The sequence below is a fragment of the Deltaproteobacteria bacterium genome (assembly GCA_015233135.1).
GTDB lineage: Bacteria > UBA10199 > UBA10199 > JADFYH01 > JADFYH01 > JADFYH01.
In genome coordinates this window covers 30,981-48,646 of the sequence record JADFYH010000008.1, presented here as the reverse complement: position 1 = coordinate 48,646, position 17,666 = coordinate 30,981, and the positions used below count along the sequence as shown (strand labels likewise).

Sequence of the window (17,666 nt, the reverse complement as noted above, 5' to 3'; positions counted from 1 at the left end):
TTTTCACCAAACACACTCCACATCATATTCTTTAAAGATCCCATCGGAAGAAATGAGAGGTATATTTTCGCTTTTCGATTGAGCAATTAAAAGACGATCAAAGGGATCTCTGTGGTGAAGGGGAAGATCCAGAATAGTCAAAGCATGAGTTTCAAGAACAGGAAGAATTTGAAAACCCAATTGAGGAATTAAAGAAGGAATCCATTTTTTAGGGTTTTCTTTGAGTTTCAATTTTCCAATAGAATATTTAATACTTATTTCCCAAATAGAAACCACGCTCAAGAGAACTTCTTCGGACGCATTCAAGGCTTCAAGAGCCTTTGCAGAAAGCTTTTTCCTTTCTTCAAAAATTATCCAAAGCAATACAGAAGTATCCAAAAGTAACTTCATAAACCCATTCCAGGAAGATCTTTCTCTGTAAGGGGATCGTCAAAATGACTCATATCAATCACCTTATCTTTAGCGATTCCAAAAAGTTTTTCTATAGAACGCTTCTTCTTGGGCAATGGGGTAATCTGGGCAATGGGAACGCCATTCTTGCAAAGCAGAATAGTCTCTCCTCTTTGTATCAGAGGTAAATATTTGGAAAGATGAGTTTTTGCTTCGTGTATATTGAGTTTAGTCATAAAATTAAACTAAGTTAAAAAAAGGGCCCGCGTCAATATAGAAACAAATCTTCGGCATCCTTATGTATCCGCCATACTCCTTGCCAATACCTCTCGTCCTTTTGAACCATTAGGCGCACTTACTACGCCTTCCGCCTCCATCCGATCAATCATTCGTGCGGCACGATTATAACCAATTCGTAGGCGTCGCTGAACCATAGAAATTGAGGCCTGGCGGGTTTCTGTAACCACTGAAACTGCTTGATCATACAGTTCATCATCCATGTCTTCTTCAAAAACATCTTCCTCTTTGGTATCGTTAAAATTCAAGATACTTTCATCATAAATCGGCTGACCTTGTTTTTTGAGGTGCTCTACCACCCGCATTACTTCGGCATCGGACACATAAGCGCCGTGCAGGCGCATCAGTTTGGCAACTCCGGGTGGAAGGAAGAGCATGTCCCCCATCCCTAAAAGAGATTCGGAACCGCGCGTATCGATGATGGTTCTGGAGTCATGGGCGGAGGAAACCTTAAAAGAAATACGGGCAGGAAAGTTGGCCTTGATGACACCGGTGATGACATCCACCGAAGGGCGTTGAGTGGCCAGAATCAGATGGATTCCCGCGGCGCGCGCCATCTGGGCAAGACGGGTGATGTATTCTTCCACCTCGCGACCGGCGACCAACATGAGATCGGCCAATTCGTCAATAATGATGACAATGAAAGGAAGTTTCTCACCATGCTTGAGGGCTTGGGCGTCGGCATGAATAGGCGCTTCAATGACTTCCTGCAGATCCAGTTCCCCTCTGCTAATTTTCTTGTTGTAGCTGGCGATATTTCTCACCTGGGCATGCGAGAGCAATTTGTAGCGCCGTTCCATCTCGGCCACTGCCCAACGCAGAGACACCGCCGCTTTTTTGTTATCGGTCACCACGGGCAATAAAAGATGCGGTATGCCTTGATAGATGGAAAGCTCCAGCATTTTGGGATCGACAAAAATAAAACGGACCTCTTCCGGTGTCGCGCGAAAGAGCATGGAGAGAATCATCGCGTTCAAACCCACGGATTTACCCGTTCCGGTGGCACCGGCAACCAGAAGGTGCGGCATTTTTTGAAGGTCTGAAAAAGAAGGCAATCCCTCAATATCTTTTCCCAAGGCCAGATTGAGTTTCGATTCTGATTTTTGAAACTTGGCATCGACTAGCAAATCTTTAAAATAAACAATTTCTCTATCGTGATTGGGAATTTCAATCCCCACGGCTGCTTTCCCCTGAAGATGAGAAACGACGCGCACCGATCGCCCTCCCATCGACATCGAAAGATCATCTTGAAGACCCACAATACGTGATACTTTCACGCCGGCAGCAGGTTCAAATTCATACATGGTGACTACGGGCCCCGGATGAATTTCTGTCACGCGGCCTTCGACACCATAATCCAAAAGCTTTTTCTCCAGGATTTTGGAATTCATCTTGAGTGACTCTTCATCGATGGTCACTTGCTGCTTTTCGGGGGTATCCAGCAAACTTAAAGGGGGAAGAATGAAGCCCTTCATCATTTCGGTAAAAGACATTTGCTCTTCCAGTTTCTTCTCGCGCCCCACATCTTGTCGTTGAAAAACTTTTGGTTCGCCATCTCCTTTGTCTTCCATCAGTATCTTTTCGGAAACAGGAGCTTGAATTTTTTCGGGGGCCAGGGGTTTTAAAATCTTCTCTATTCTATTTTCTTCCGAAGGCACAGCTTTTGGAATGTTAATCTTGACGGGCACAGGAGCGGGCGGCATTTTTTCTTTTTGTTTTTTGAGTTCTTCTTTCAGCCTTAAGCGAGCAGCCCGCTTTTGTTTGTATTCTTCCAGATTAATCTTCAAACGAGAATAATAAACCACGCTCAGAGATTTGGTCTTATAATAAAACGCCACAAAAAAACGCTGCAGGAAGCCTCCCACACGGGCCAGGGAAACTCCGGTGCCCCAAACAAAAGTGAGCAAACCCAGCGACACCACCATCAGATAAGCGCCCACCAAATTGAGATAATGTCTGAGAGGTTCGGCAATCAAGGCCCCCAAAAAACCGCCCGCCTGAAATTCTTTGGAGGCAATGATAAAAGTTTGAGAGCGCAGCTGAAAAAGGATGGAGGCCATCCAGCTAAAAAAGAGCAGGAGGCAGAAATGAAAAAAACGGAGGGGGGGCCTGTTTTTAAGAAAAGAAGAAATCCCCATGATGAGAAAAATAATGAGCAACAGATAAGCGGCTCCACCTAAGAGATGGAACAGGCCATCCGCGCTATAAGCCCCAATGATTCCACCCAGATTATTCACCAGCGCGGTGTGACTGGAAGAATCGAGGGAAGGATCCAAGGGAGAATAGGAAAAGAGCGCGAGACTTAGAAAAGCGGTGAGGGTAAGAAAAAAAATTCCCAACACTTCTCCCAGATGCGTGCTGGAAAAAAAGGAAGTTCTAAGCGTATTATTATTTTTTTTGGATCGGGATTTTGAAGCCATGTATGCATGACATTAATGCAGATGGGGTTTGGACGGCAAGTAGCGAATGCAATTTTTGCCCTATTTCACGATTTAAACGGATTGACAATTTTCATGCCTTTTATTTTTTGACCATGATTTAAATCTTCGGTGAGCAAAATAACACAATGAGCAGAAAGAGCAGCTTGGACAATGAGACTGTCCCAAAATGAAATTTTGTAATCTTGTTGGAGATCGATTGCTTGCAACAAACCGGAGATATCCAGCTTTACTAACTCCCAAGCTTTATAAAGGCCTATAATTTCCTTCAGTTTATGGTGTTGAAGTTTATTAATCAGTTTTTTGGAAGCACTGTTATAAAACTCCTGAAGAACCTGCAAACTGATCACACCCGATGAATTTTGCCAAATTTCTTCCAACTTATTTTTAGCCAGGAGATGCTTTTCAGAACCATTTTCATCGTAAGCATAAAACAAGACATTCGTATCAATAAATATTTTCTCAGTCATTTGTTTCTATCATATAATTCAGAGCGGTTTTTATAAGGCCTGCCTCCCCCTAAAGGAAGTGCTTTTCTCATGAGTTCTATTGCCCTTTTCTTACTCTTCTCATAATCACTTTCCTCCAAAAGAAACTTCTTGAGTGAATCGCGCATGAGTTGACTCATAGAGGTATTCAGAGCTGCGGCCTTCTGTTTAACCTTTAAAAGCAAATCTTTCTCTAATTTTAGGGTAATATTTTGGGTATTCATAAAAAGTAGACTAGCACGCAATCACGTGCTGGGTCAAGATTGAGACTGAATCAGCTCTCATTTTTTTCGAATTCTTCATTCTTTTTCCAAATGAAAAAATACCCTTTGGGATAAGAAGAAATTTCCACCCGATAGAAACAATAGAGTAAAACGACTAAGGCAAGAAAAGAAAATGGGGGACTATAAATCATCCTGTCCCTTTTCATCTCGCCTATTGAATCCACTGCGAAAAGACCGTGGATAAGGGCAGACATAAATAGCTGAGCAAGCACGCAATACACAAAGAGGGCTTTAATACTTTTTCGTAAAAAGAACAAAGTTACACCATACAAGACAGATAAGAGAATAAGTAGTGCGGGCCAACTATCCCTAAGTTGAAAGGAAAAACCTATCTGGCGCAACGATACAATCGCAGTCATAAAAAAAAGATAAATCGCAAGATAGGGAATGAATTTAAATAAGAAAATTTGTTCGGAATATTGACATAAAAATAACAAGACAGCAAAAAAATAGGCGATCATTATGGCATTATAGCCTTCGGTATTTGCTTGGAATAGAAACAAGTTTGAAAGTGAAACCTTGACGTGATCCAGGGGATATTCTGTCCGATCACAACCTTTTGTAAAAGGCAGAAAGAAGCATAAAATCAACACCAGACAACATATTTTGAGAATGCTTTTATATTTTGTGTCATTCATACTGAAGCTTAGCTTCTAAAAATTTTTTTAAGCGACAGATTTAATTTCTTAAGGAGGGGAGATTTTAAGCTACTGTTTGCCGCAAAGACCTTGAAGGTTTTCAGGCCTGCTTCTTTCATTTGTAATACTTCGATGGATTTTGCCTCGGGGTCGACCAGCCAATATTCCTGCACTCCAAACTTATCGTAGAGATGTTTTTTAATACCCTTATCGCGTGCTTTGCTCGCGGGTGACAATACCTCCACCACCAAATCGGGGGCACCACAGATATATTTTTCTTCGATAATTCCTGATCGATTTTTTGAAATGAAAAGCAAATCGGGTTGAACTACATCTTCGTCTGAAAGATATACATCCACTGGGGCAAAAAAAATCTCCCCTATTTTTTGTTTTTCTACAAAGCGCTGTAGCTCAAAAGCAAGATACATAATAACTTTTTGATGAAACGGAATGGGAGCAGGCACCATATACAAATCTCCGTCAATCAGTTCATAGCGCTTGTCTTCGGGCAATTGAATATAATCTTGATAATTTAATCGGACTTTCTTTTTCTGAGCATAGCCCATATCAAACCCCTTTGACTAATCCGCATGCTTTCTCAAAAAAGTAGGAATGTCGTATTCATCCTGGTCCGATTCCACCATGCCAATTTCGGCGACCAGTTTTTTGATGTCATCCATTTCAACCGTCGCTCGCTTCATGTTTTGTTGTTGCATAGAATGAGGGTGAGGTTCTTCTTCTTTGGGAAGGGGAGGAATAAACTTTGCCGCATTACCACTGGGACGATAATTGGAACTTGAAAATTCCATTTCCATTTCTCCGGAGGAGCTAAATGAATTTCTGCTAGGCTCCACCGATTGATCTGTAAAGTTGCCGGAATGCCCTGCACTGGAAGAAGAGGAAGAGTAAGAGGCATTGTGTGTCGCCCCCCTGGAACTGGCAGCCACAGGCGCAGGAGCAGCAGGCATCGAGTAGCTGGGCGTTTGCTGGGTTTTGAAGCGAGGCAAGGAAGTGGTGGGAGCAACACTCGCCTTTTTCACCCCCTTGGAAAAACCGGTCGCAATAACCGTCACACGGATATCTTCCTTCATTTTTTCATCTATCACTGCACCAAAAATAATGTTCGCATCTTCATGGGCTTCTTGTTGAATGAGCTTGGAGGCCTCATTCACTTCAAACAAGGTCATGCTGGAAGGACCCGTGATGTTGATGATAATTCCCGTCGCCCCATTAATAGACACATTTTCAAGTAGAGGAGAGGAAATGGCTTTTTGTGCGGCTTCGATGGCGCGATTTTCACCCGAGCCCGAGCCTGCGCCCATCAGCGCCATCCCCATTTCACCCATAATCGTTTTTACGTCGGCAAAATCTAGATTGATGAGACCCGGAATCGTAATCAAATCCGAAATTCCTTTTACGGCTTGGAGCAAAACTTCATCGGCCATTTTAAAGGTATCGACCATGGCGGTTTCTTTGCCGGCCACATGCAATAATTTTTCGTTGGGAATTACAATGAGGGTGTCGACATTTTCTTTGAGTTGCTCAATACCCACCTCGGCCTGTCGGGATCGTTTTTTCCCCTCGAAGGCAAAAGGCTTTGTCACTACGCCGACGGTAAGAGCTCCCATTTCTTTTGCAATTTTTGCGATCACAGGCGCCGCGCCAGTCCCCGTCCCTCCTCCCATCCCTGCGGTAATGAAGACCATGTCGGAGCCGCTCAACACCTCAGCTAGCGAACGTTCGTCTTCCAAGGCTGCGTCTCGACCCGCCTCGGGATTGGCTCCTGCCCCCAAACCTTTGGTGCGTTCCCGGCCAATTTGCACCTTGATCGGCGCTGCATTCGAGCGCAAGGCCTGGATATCGGTGTTGGCCGCAATGAATTCCACCCCATCCAATTTGGAACGGATCATGGTGTTGACTGCATTGGTTCCGCCGCCCCCTACACCCACCACTTTAATTTTTGCATTTTGAGAGAGATCTTCTTCGAATTCAAACATGAGTATTGCTCCAAACCAAATCTCCCCCTCTTAAGCTAAGAGGGGGTCAGGGGGCGTTATGGCAAATTACATCCAATTGCGCATAACCCCTCCTAACCTCCCCTTAGCTTAAGGGGAGGAACATTACTAAAATATTTCCCCAAACCACTCTTTCATTCTATCTTTCACTTTCGTATAGATATTCGTTTCACGAACTTTAAAACGACTGGAGGCCTGGCACTTGGAACCCCAAATCACCAAACCTACTCCCGTCGCATACATGGGACTCTTCACCACGTCCACCAAACCACCGATGCCACGAGGAGAACCGCGACGGACAGGCAGATTAAACACCTGCTCTGCAAGTTCTGGCATTCCTTCGAGGATAACACTGCCTCCTGTAAGGACGATGCCCGAGGCAATCCGGTCTTCAAATCCCGACTTGATAATTTCCTGTTGAACGAGACTGAATATTTCTTCCACCCGAGGTTCGATAATTTCAGCTAAAATCTGTCGGGACAAAATACGAGGTTTTCTTCCCCCCACGCTAGGCACCTCAATGGTCTCCTCTTTTTGAACCATCGAGGCCAGAGAACAACCATATTTTTGTTTGATGCGCTCTGCCTCGGCGGCTGGCGTTCTCAGGCCCACTGCCACATCGTTCGTTACATGATTTCCCCCCAGCGTAATCACCGAAGTATGCACCACTGCACCGCCCACATAAATCACCAGGTCGCTGGTGCCACCGCCCACATCCACCAAGGCAACCCCCAGTTCTTTTTCTTCCTGGGTCAGAATGGATTCCCCCGAGGCCAGGGGTTGTAAGATAATATCGTTGACGTTGAGACCGCAGCGATTCGCACATTTGACTATGTTTTGCGCACTCGTGACCGCCGCGGTCACGATGTGGACCTTGGATTCTAAACGAACACCCGACATCCCAATGGGTTCTTTAATGCCATCTTGTCCATCCACCACATATTCCTGGGGGATCACATGGATGACTTCACGGTCTAAGGGAATTGCCACGGCCTGTGCCGCATCTATCACACGATCGACATCGGTGGTGCGCACTTCTTTGTCTTTGATGGCCACAATGCCGTGAGAATTGAAGCCCTTGATATGCCCGCCGGCAATACCGGCATACACCGAAGTAATATCACAGCCCGCCATGAGTTCTGCTTCGGAAATAGCCTTTTTGATCGATTCTACGGTAGATTCGATATTGATGACGACGCCTTTACGCAGGCCTCGAGAGGGATGAGACCCAATCCCTATGATATCTATTCCATCATCTGTCACTTCTCCCACAATGGCGGCAACCTTGGTGGTTCCAATATCCAGACCGACGATGAGTTCGCCTTTTTTCATGATTTGGCTCTCCAGTTTTTCGGCCCCTTTTTTGGCCCGTTTTTTTGATTCTGTCTTATTCAAAAAAAATGAATTTACAATGTTAAAATCGCCTTGCCCTCGTAATTTAAATCAATTGCGGCAAAAGAACGGCCCAAGGTCTTGAGTTTCTCCAGGGCATTCGACAAGCGAGAAAGTTTGACCTCGAAATCTTCAAAACCCACAATGGCCCGAAATGGCTGTTTTTCGGGATAGAGACTAAAGCCCTCCGCACGTTCATAGTGAATTTCAGACAGGCCCAAACTTTGAGTAAAAGATTGCGATTGATAGGCTTGAGCCAATTTTAAGGCCCGTTTCAGAATTTCACGACTACGCGGAGGATCTTGCTCCATTTCCTGGCGTGTAAAGCCCGTCAACACAGGCAAATCGGCCTCTCCTTCTTGCCCATGCACACTTTGGACAATTTCTCCTTCAGAGCTCACCCAATAAAACTTCCCCACACTCAAAACAAGCTGAGGGATTTTTTCTTGGACAGAGATCATCAGATTATGAGGAAATTTTCGGGTCACCTTCACTGAGGCCACCCAGGGATTTTCTTTAATTTTTCGCACGATTTCGGGCAAATCCAGTGAAAACAGGGGATCGCCAAGCTTCACCCCGGACAGCTGGACAATTTGTTTGGAATCAAGATTTTTTAATTCCCCCGCCACCAGTATGGTGTCGAGCTTGAGTCTTTCCAGGTGAAGCGAAAGGTAGCGCAAGCCAATCAGCAAGGCAAAACTAAAAGCGAAAAACAGACCCATGCGGACCAGTTGTTTCAGACGCTTTCTTCGGGCCTGAGTCTTTACATTTCGGCGGGCCAGTTTAAACTTAGCCAATCAAACCCCCAGGGATTGCTGCACTGATTTTATTTTTTGATGAGGACCCCAATGCGACGAGAAATCGATTTTATTTTATACATTTTTTGAAAGCTTGAGTCGAGAGGAAACTAGAATTTTTTCGACTAAATTCTCAAAAGAAAGACCTACAGAGGCAGCGGCCTTGGGAATCAGTGAGGTTTCGGTCATTCCGGGAATGGTGTTGATCTCCAAAAAATAAAATCGGCCTTCGGAATCGATGATGTAATCGGCACGAGCACAACCTTCGCAACCCAACTCCCGATAAATTTGAACCGTGGTCTCCTGAATTTCCTGGGTCAACTCTGCTGAAACGCGAGCGGGCAAGATGTACTCGGTAGCCCCTTTGGTATATTTGGATTGAAAATCATAAAAACCACTTTTGGGAACTACTTCGATCAAAGGCAGAGGCTCTCCATTGAGCACTCCACAGGTCACTTCGGTTCCTTGAATAAATTCTTCCACCAAAATTTTTTCATCAAACCTGGCCGATTCTTCCAAGGCCTTTTGAAGCTGATCTTTCTCACGCACAATACTCATGCCTATGGTGGAGCCTTCGCGGGCTGGCTTCACGATGACAGGGAAATTCATAGAAAATTTTTCAACAAAAGAAGAAATATCCCCTCTCCCCTTGAGGGAGAGGGCCAGGGTGAGGGGTCCATTCACTTGTCCCAAATCCAACTCCGCAAAACCAGGAGTCAAAAAAGCCCTTTCCATCAGTAAACGCTTGGTCAGCACCTTATCCATGGCTAGCGCAGAGGCCAGAATTCCGGACCCCGTGTAAGGAATCTGCATCATCTCGAGCAAACCCTGAACCGCTCCATCTTCGCCGTATTTTCCATGAAGGGCGATGAAGGCCAGCGCCACCTTTTCTTCAAGCAATTTTTGTGCGACATCTTTTTGGACATCGATTCGCACAACATTATAAGCCAGTTTTTCAAGGGCAGAAGCAATGGCAGCCCCCGAACGGAGAGAGATTTCGCGTTCGCTGGAGAGCCCGCCGAGGAGCACAGCAATTTTTTTGGATTTTAAGTTAGACATGCAAAGGTTTTTGGCATGCCTAAGGCTTGCTCGCCAAGTGGAAAATTTTTGTTTATTTCTCAAAAACCCTTTTTATTCCCTCTCTCCAAGGCAAACACAAGACTCCATCGATTTCTTTTTCTTTTTCATCCTGAGATAAACAAAGCACTTCGGCCTTTGAAAAATCTCCCCTAAAACGATTGAGAGTCCGCACATCCCTTTCATCGACACTTGTGGTGGATTTGATTTCAATCAACGCATATTTTCTGCCAGGCTTTTGAATAATCAAATCAATTTCGGCATTGTCTTTCGTTTGCAGGTAATACAATTGAAAATCCCTCTGCAAATAATTATTCAAACGATAAATTTCCAAAATCAGAAAATGTTCAAAGGCTTTTCCATAGGCATAGGTATTAGGTTTTATAGAACTTTGGAGACTAAGATCCAAAGCCTTTTTAATCCCCAAATCGAAAAAGAAAAACTTGGGAGCTTGCCGCTGTTGTTTGCGCACCGATTGATGAAAAGCAGGTAAAAAATACCCTAAAAGCGTGTCTTCTAAAATTTGATAATAAGATTGGACGGTTTTCACACTCACCCCAACATCTCTGGCAATATTAGAATAGTTTAAAATTTCTCCATTGAGTTGGGCGGAAACTTCCAAAAATCTTCTGAAAGGTTCTAGTTGTCGAATCACTTGTTCACTCACAATTTCTTCTTTTAAATAAGTGAGCGCGTAAGATCTCAAAAAAGTGTTTTTTTCTTCCTCACTCTTGAACTGCAGCATTTTGGGCAAAGCCCCCCAATTTAAAACTGCATCCAAATCAAATTTTTTCAAAAGTTCCCAATGAGTGAGAGGAAATAAATGATAAACAAAGGCCCGACCCGCCAGCAAATTGGCAGAGCCTCTTTTCAGTTTTCGAGCACTGGAGCCGGTTAAGGCAAATTTAAGCGAGGTATTTTCAATGGATTGGTGAACGATGTTGAGTAGCTTGGGCACTTTTTGAACTTCATCAATAATGACCCAATCTATTTTTTTCTTTTGAGCCTGAATTTGTTGCTTGAGCGTCTCGGGTTTGCGTTGATATTCGTCTTCGAGTTCGGGATTCAACAAATCAATCCAAAGCGTTTTATCTGCTTTAAAATAGTCTTTTAGAAAATAAGATTTTCCTGTCCCACGACTTCCAAACAAGAAAAAACTATTGGTTTTTAAGGGATGAATGAGTCTGTTTACCATACTCCAAATTTATCGGATATATTTGGAGTATGGTCAAGGGAGATGATACAAAAAAAATTGAGACGAGCACAAAAAAAGAAAAATGGCCCCCCGATCTCCGATTACGATTCATCAAAAAACACAATTTACATCCCTAATCACCCCTGCTATAGCCGGGCTCCGATCTGAAAAAAAACTTTAATTAAGGACTCGTATATGAAAATGAAACGCGGAAAAGAAATTGCTCCTGCCGAAGGCAAACTTGGAATATTATTAGTAGGTTTAGGTGCCGTCTCCACTACCTTTGTTGCAGGGGTGGAATTGATTCGCAGGGGTTTGTCAAAGCCTATTGGATCAATGACTCAAATGGGGCACATTCGCCTGGGCAAGCGCACCGAGAAGCGAAATCCTTTGGTAAAAGATTTGGTCCCTCTCGCAAAACTGGAAGACATTGTGTTTGCCGCCTGGGATATTTTTCCTGATAACGCCAAGGAAGCCGCATTGAAAGCGGGGGTTCTCAGCAAAGAACATATCGAGAGCATTGGGCCTTTTTTGGAAAGTGTGAAACCCTTCAAAGCGGTGTTTGATCAAAATTATGTAAAAAATATCAAGGGCAGCAATGTTAAATCCGAAAAAACCAAGATGGATTTAGCAAATGCCGTCATCCAGGACATTGAAGGATTTAAATCCAAAAACAACATCAATCGAATGGTCATGATCTGGTGTGGTTCCACCGAAAGTTATATTACCCCTACCGCCGCCCATCAAACCTTAAAGAGCTTTGAAGAGGCCTTAAATAACAATGACCCGACCATTGCCCCCAGCATGGTCTATGCCTACGCCGCCTTGAAAATGGGAATTTCTTATTCGAATGGTGCTCCTAATTTGACGGCAGACATTCCTGCCCTGCAACAACTCGCGATTGAAAAGAATGTCCCCCTCTCTGGAAAAGATTTTAAGACCGGCCAAACCTTGATGAAAACCATTTTGGCACCAGGCTTTAAGGCCCGTTATTTGGGCGTTGCCGGTTGGTATTCCACCAATATTTTAGGAAATCGTGATGGCGAAGTGTTGGATGACCCCGGCTCTTTCAAGACCAAAGAAGAAAGCAAACTGGGTGTGCTGGATACGATTTTACAACCTGAAGTTTATCCCGATCTATACGGCAGTATTTATCATAAAGTAAAAATCAATTATTACCCTCCCCGCGGTGATAACAAAGAAGGTTGGGACAACATCGATATTTTTGGATGGCTGGGCTATCCCATGCAGATCAAGGTGGACTTCCTTTGCCGCGATTCTATTCTAGCAGCTCCTCTGGCTTTGGATCTTGTACTGTTCATGGATTTGGCTCAACGCGCCGGCATGCGGGGTATTCAGGAATGGCTCTCCTTCTACTATAAATCACCAATGGTGGCCGCAGGACTGTATCCCGAACACCATCTCTTCATCCAGGAAATGAAATTGAAAAACACCCTGCGTTATATGATGAACGAGGAACAGATTACGCATTTGGGAATTGAGTATTATGAATAACTGGGTTGTTTCGGTTTTATGAGACCTGTAGGGGCGGTGCCTCCGTGCCCGCCCGCACATGAGTGTACTTTGAATCCAATTGAAATGTACCAAATTGCGGGCGACCACCCCCTACGGGGGCACAGCAGGGTATTGCCCCTACAAAAAATGGAAAATATTCATCAAACCCTCTTCGGCAACTTCACTCCCTCCACCTTCCTGATCAGCCAGCGATACACCTCGGCCGCTTGTCCCGAATGTCGAAAGGGATCTACAAACAATTCCCGAATCTGACTTTTGGAAATCTTTCCCTGCATCATCGCATAATAAAGTTTATCGCCCAAACGATAACCCAGGCCATGGGTTACTCCGAAAAATAAGAGATGCTTTTTGAAAAGAGAGTGCTCTGAAATTGTCAGATCTTTCTTTTCGAGTTGAATGTGTTGAAGAATCAAACGAGCAATTTCCAGCTCCAACTGACGTTCGCGCGGAATGTTGCCCCCCAATTTTCTCAAGTATTGAATCAGTTTTTTATAATCACCCCCCTGCATGCATTTGCGTTTGTGGTTAATAATTTTGGAACCAAAAAAGCCCAAAGTTTCATGCAAAATATTGGCATAAAAGGCATCGGCTGAATCCCGTTCAAACTCTTCTCCTGAGCAAAGGTATTTTAAAAAATGAGCCGCTTCTTCTGCCGCATGGTTCAGGGAAAGAGATCCCAAATAAATAATTTTTTTTCGTGGGATGGTGTAAGATTCACTCGCCAAAATTTGCTGTTTGATTTGCGTGATTTCCTTTGCGCTAAAATCTTCCTCTTTTTTAAGCCGTTCTAAAAAACTCAAATCTCCGCAGGTATAGACCTCGAGATCGTCTTTTGCAGAAGAAAGCTTCAGGCCTAAAAAACGGGCAATTCGGCCTGCCAAACTCAACACCTGAGACCTGGCGTCTACAAATTCGATTTCATCCCCTTCCTGCTCCAGCCAGTTGAGGTAACTCTGCTGCCAGACAATGGGAGGGGTGTTGAGCATGCAAAAGGAGCGCTCATCCAACTGCACCACTTCTATTTTCTCTTCCTTTTTTTGTTCGGCCAACTTCCAGTAAATATCAGCAGAATTTTGATAAATGCTCAGGGTTTCCAAGGGTTTTTCTTCTGCTGAAAGTAATTTTTCGAATTCGTGTGGCAAATGCTCGGGGGCCAAATGCAGGTCACCTACCAAAACCAGTATTTTCTGTTTGGGATACTGACGATGGATTTTTAAAAGCTGCCCTGCCATCTCTTCATCCCGCTGCCGCAGGCTGGAATTCTCCGGCGCCGCCTCGATGGCATAGAGAGAAACTTGATGATGTTTTGCAAAATGAAAAAGGGGTGCAAAGTGTGGCCATAAATCGATGTACCATCTTTTTTTCAATTGAATCTGCTTAAGAAATAATTCTTCTGAGATTTTATCTTGCAGGTAAGCCTCAATCTGCTTTTGATAGCGAGCATGCAGCAATTCTAGGGCAATCACAAAAGAAGCCTTCTTCTTTTTGAGACGTTTCAAAAGGCGCAAAAAAGTGCGCTGCGATTGCTTGTTGGTATGGTAATCGCCCACATAAATGAGCTGGGCTTTCTGGAGAGCAGACTCAAGTGTTTCGATGTCCACAACCTTTTGATAATTCTTTAATCTTTTGAAATAATTCTTTTGGTAGGTTTCAAAACTTTTTTCGCGTACAAAAACCGAGTCTTCAATGCGTTTTTTGTTTTGCAGAAAAATCTGGCGTTGGATTTTGAGCAGTTCTTCTCGGGGGCTAAGATTGGACTTGCGCATATTACGAAATCTTAATCTAATCTAAATATTTCTCAAACGAAATCTCATTTGACACTTATATCCCCACATTTTAGTTGCCTAAAACTATGACCAAAAAACTGTGCTGTCTTTTCGCCCTTCTATTTTCTTTTCTCGTTTCCTCCACTTCAAAAGCCATTGATTATGCATCTCCCAATGTCTCTTTGCTAGACCCTTACTACCGCGACGTAGAGAAATTGATTAGCTTCGGTCTCATCGATATTTACATCAGCGGACAAAAGCCTTATTCCCGCACCGAATTTTCCCGACTGACGGCAGAAGCTGAATCCCATCTGGATCGTCTGAAAAATGAAGAAGAAAAAGAAGTCGTGGAAAACATCCTCAAAAGATTAAAAAAAGAATTCCCTTCTGAAAAAGATTTCTATGATATCCGTTTTTTGCATCAGCTCAAATTCAGTAATGTCCTCACCAATTCGACTCCCCGCTTTACCACAGCAAGTGCGGATTCCATTGATTCCGAAATAAATCCCATCCTCTCCTACCAGGAAGGCCGCCATTTTGTAAAAGGGGCCCAGAGCGCCTTTGAAAGCCAGCATTGGATCAACATCTCACCCTATTTCAATATCTTCATCGAACCCCGTTTTCAGTTTCAATATCCTGCCGAGGATGTGGATCCCGAAAATAAGATCTTCCTGCAAAATTTTCAGGCCAAGGGAGTTTACAAAAATCTTTCCCTCTCGGTAGGCAGACAGGCCTTGATTTATGGACAGGGAAAAAATGGAGGCCTTTTGCTTTCCAGCAACCCTCGTTCTTTAGACATGTTTCAACTTTCGAACGAAAGCCCTTTCTTTCTGCCCTGGATTTTCAAGTATCTGGGGCCCAATAAAATTTCATTCTTTTTGGCCGATCTGGGCCCTGCGCAAAACTTCTCGGGGGCCTATCTGGCGGGCTATAAATGGAGCCTGAAACCCTGGAGTTTTTTTGAATTGGGCGCTGCTCTGATGGTTCATTCCGGCGGAGAAAATTCTCCCGAGGGTTCTTTTAGACAAAGGTTTGGAGATCTCTTCCCCTTTTCTCAGGCCCTCTTGGGAGGCAGTCAAAATGATATCGGAAATAAAATGGGCGGCCTGGATTTTCGTTTGCGTATTCCTCAATTAAGAAATTCAGAATTGTATGGGGAAATGATTTTTGATGATACCCATTCCCGACTCGACACCATGTTTATTCAAGATGCCGGATACCTAGGCGGAATCTATATCCCCCGCCTCAACAGACAAGGAACTCTCGATTTGCGTCTGGAATACTCCCGAACCGGAGTCCGGTTTTACACCCACGGACAATTCAGTTCCGGGTTAACTGAGAATGGAAATATTTTAGGCTCTAACCTGGGAAGAGACGCACAGAGTTTAAGTCTTTCCTCAAATTGGGATATCAATTCCCTCCACACTTTGGCTTTCCAGCTCGATTATGAAAATCGCAGTAATGATGTCTACGCCTATATTACAGATCCGGACGCCCACTTCGTTAAAACAACCAATCTCCCCAATGAAGAACGCTATCGTTTTGGCACGGAATGGCAGTATCGCCCATTGGAAAACCCCTTTTCCCTGTCTACCAAACTCAGTTACGAACGCGTGAAAAATTTCAATTTTAGCTCGGGCGATTCTCGTAATAATTTCCTGGGATCTGTCACCCTCAATTTCAACTTCGATCAATGGTTTCAAAAGGTATCCAATAACCGTTAACGGTTGTCATTCCAGCGCAGGCTGGAATCCAGTTGCAGACCACTGGACCCTGGCCTGCGCCAGGATGACACTACGGTGAATTCAAAATTAAAACATTTCTCTCTACTCTTTCTTTTTGCTCTACTGATCTTCTATCCCACTCTTCAACATCTGTATCTGGATATCGATGAAGTCCTCTGGGCCGAATTTGCCCACGCCGTGCTGAATGGCTGCCCTCCCTATGTTTGCGTGATTGGAGAAAAACCGCCTCTGCTTTATCTGACTTATGCCGGCATCTTTAAAATATTCGGAACAAATAATTATTTTGCGCTGCATTTGTTTCATATCGTGTGGATCGCTTGCACCGCATTTCTGTTAAATTTACTTCCCCTCTCCCTTGAGGGAAAATGCGCTAGCATTTTCGGGCAAAAAGAGGGTGATCTTGGATTCACTTTCTTCCCCGGCCTCTTCTATATCCTCCTCTTCGCTCTCCCCGAATTTCGAACACTTGCCGCCACAGGTGAATCGTTCATGAATTTGTTTTTAGTAGCTTCTTTTTATTTGTTTTTGAAAAATAAAAATTGGATATTAATCGGTGTCCTCGTCGGCCTGGCCTCTCTCTATCGTCATCAAGCAGCCATCCAACTTTTTGTATATATCTTTGTCATCCTCAGAGAAATGGTTCGAGAGCCTCACCATGTCCCAATTGGAATCAGACGGAACATGGTGAGCTTGTCGAATCCATGTATTTGTTTGTTCTTTGGCTTTTTCTTCACTTGGGCTCTCATGTCCCTCATCCTCTACCTCTGGGGCGCCTGGCCGGCCTTTTGGGAATGGGGCATCTTGCACAATTTGGGCTATATTCAAAATGGAGCAAAGGCACCCGGCATCTGGCTAACGGCCTTGGAAAATCTGGGACTATTTTTTGGGAAGACGATAGTGTTTTGGATTCTACTCTTTATCCCCCCTCTTCGTTTAAGAGGGGGACAGGGGAAGTTCACCCTATTTCTATATCTTTCGTCAGCCCTCCTCGCCGCCTGCACCGGCTTTCGATTTTTCCCCCACTATTTTATTCAAACCTTTCCTCCTTTGGCTTTGCTCGCCGTGCTGGGACTCAAAAAAATCAATTTTCCTCTTTGGGCAAAAACAGGTCTTACGCTGAGCTTGGCTTTGGTTTTATTTCAAAATGTAACTCTTTCAAAAACGCTAGAAGAAGATTCAACCAAGGACTACGCAAGTCTCAATAAAACGGTGGGAGACTACATTCAACAACACACAAATATTGAAGACAAAATCGTCGTCTGGGGCTGGGGCCAAGGCATTTACGCCTATGCAAATCGTCGCATGGGAACGCGCTATATTGCCTCCGATTTTTTGACCGGAAGGATTCCCGCGTCGGATGCCAAACAATATCCCTCAATGGAAGCCGCACAAAAATTTGTGGATCCCAAGGCCTGGGAGTATTTTTTTGGGGATTTGGAAAAAAACAAGCCGCTTTATTTTATCGACACCTCAAAGGCAAATATGCATGACTATCAATGGTTTCCTCCAGAAGCGTATGCTCGTTTAAAAGATTATGTGGATCAAAATTACTTTCTGGAAAAAACTTTAGAACAAATCAAAATTTACCACCGGAAATAAGTATAGACG

The 17,666-nt window shown here is 44.0% G+C and carries 16 protein-coding genes; 3 read left to right on the top strand and 13 right to left on the bottom strand.

Features of this window, described 5'->3' with window-relative positions; genetic code table 11:
- Positions 1–3 precede the first annotated feature (3 nt).
- From HQM15_03915 to HQM15_03860, 12 genes are all read right to left on the bottom strand, one after another.
- Positions 4–390, bottom strand: a complete 387-nt coding sequence (locus tag HQM15_03915) for a type II toxin-antitoxin system VapC family toxin (GenBank protein MBF0491906.1) — start codon at positions 388–390, stop codon at positions 4–6.
- On the bottom strand, positions 387–626 hold the full coding sequence (locus HQM15_03910) for a type II toxin-antitoxin system Phd/YefM family antitoxin (protein ID MBF0491905.1): 240 nt from the start codon (positions 624–626) through the stop codon (positions 387–389). Before HQM15_03910 ends, HQM15_03915 begins: the two co-directional genes overlap by 4 nt.
- A gap of 60 nt (positions 627–686) precedes the next feature.
- The gene (locus HQM15_03905) at positions 687–2,612 is read right to left on the bottom strand and encodes a DNA translocase FtsK (protein MBF0491904.1); all 1,926 of its coding nucleotides are present in this window, start codon (positions 2,610–2,612) and stop codon (positions 687–689) included.
- A gap of 560 nt (positions 2,613–3,172) precedes the next feature.
- Positions 3,173–3,595: a PIN domain-containing protein gene (locus HQM15_03900; GenBank protein ID MBF0491903.1), complete on the bottom strand. Its 423-nt coding sequence runs from the start codon at positions 3,593–3,595 to the stop codon at positions 3,173–3,175.
- Complete coding sequence (locus HQM15_03895; protein ID MBF0491902.1) at positions 3,592–3,837, bottom strand: ribbon-helix-helix protein, CopG family; 246 nt, start codon at positions 3,835–3,837, stop codon at positions 3,592–3,594. Before HQM15_03895 ends, HQM15_03900 begins: the two co-directional genes overlap by 4 nt.
- A 50-nt stretch (positions 3,838–3,887) precedes the next feature.
- Positions 3,888–4,535 carry a hypothetical protein gene (locus HQM15_03890; GenBank protein ID MBF0491901.1) on the bottom strand — a complete coding sequence of 216 codons (648 nt, stop codon included), beginning with the start codon at positions 4,533–4,535 and terminating at the stop codon, positions 3,888–3,890.
- Between the two features lie 8 nt (positions 4,536–4,543).
- Positions 4,544–5,101 (bottom strand): Uma2 family endonuclease, encoded by a 558-nt coding sequence (locus tag HQM15_03885; protein ID MBF0491900.1) that lies wholly within the window; start codon positions 5,099–5,101, stop codon positions 4,544–4,546.
- 15 nt (positions 5,102–5,116) lie between these two features.
- A complete protein-coding gene (ftsZ, locus tag HQM15_03880; protein ID MBF0491899.1) occupies positions 5,117–6,532 on the bottom strand; it encodes a cell division protein FtsZ in 1,416 nt (471 codons plus the stop codon).
- Between the two features lie 126 nt (positions 6,533–6,658).
- Positions 6,659–7,882: a cell division protein FtsA gene (gene ftsA, locus HQM15_03875; GenBank protein ID MBF0491898.1), complete on the bottom strand. Its 1,224-nt coding sequence runs from the start codon at positions 7,880–7,882 to the stop codon at positions 6,659–6,661.
- 74 nt (positions 7,883–7,956) lie between these two features.
- Entirely contained in the window at positions 7,957–8,739 is a 783-nt protein-coding gene (locus HQM15_03870; GenBank protein ID MBF0491897.1) for an FtsQ-type POTRA domain-containing protein, read from the bottom strand.
- Positions 8,740–8,814: 75 nt separating this feature from the next.
- Positions 8,815–9,798, bottom strand: coding sequence for a D-alanine--D-alanine ligase (locus HQM15_03865; GenBank protein MBF0491896.1), 984 nt, complete (start codon positions 9,796–9,798; stop codon positions 8,815–8,817).
- 52 nt (positions 9,799–9,850) lie between these two features.
- The gene (locus HQM15_03860; protein ID MBF0491895.1) at positions 9,851–11,011 is read right to left on the bottom strand and encodes an ATP-binding protein; all 1,161 of its coding nucleotides are present in this window, start codon (positions 11,009–11,011) and stop codon (positions 9,851–9,853) included.
- A gap of 201 nt (positions 11,012–11,212) precedes the next feature.
- On the opposite strand from HQM15_03860, the gene HQM15_03855 reads away from it, so the two are divergent.
- Complete coding sequence (locus HQM15_03855; protein ID MBF0491894.1) at positions 11,213–12,526, top strand: inositol-3-phosphate synthase; 1,314 nt, start codon at positions 11,213–11,215, stop codon at positions 12,524–12,526.
- Positions 12,527–12,687: 161 nt separating this feature from the next.
- Here the strand turns inward: HQM15_03855 and HQM15_03850 are convergent, their stop codons facing one another.
- Complete coding sequence (locus tag HQM15_03850; GenBank protein MBF0491893.1) at positions 12,688–14,313, bottom strand: ChaN family lipoprotein; 1,626 nt, start codon at positions 14,311–14,313, stop codon at positions 12,688–12,690.
- Between the two features lie 86 nt (positions 14,314–14,399).
- Here HQM15_03850 and HQM15_03845 point away from each other — a divergent pair, with 86 nt between their 5' ends.
- Positions 14,400–16,037, top strand: coding sequence for a hypothetical protein (locus HQM15_03845; GenBank protein MBF0491892.1), 1,638 nt, complete (start codon positions 14,400–14,402; stop codon positions 16,035–16,037).
- A gap of 3 nt (positions 16,038–16,040) precedes the next feature.
- Positions 16,041–17,657, top strand: a complete 1,617-nt coding sequence (locus tag HQM15_03840; protein MBF0491891.1) for a hypothetical protein — start codon at positions 16,041–16,043, stop codon at positions 17,655–17,657.
- The last annotated feature ends 9 nt before the right edge of the window (positions 17,658–17,666 follow it).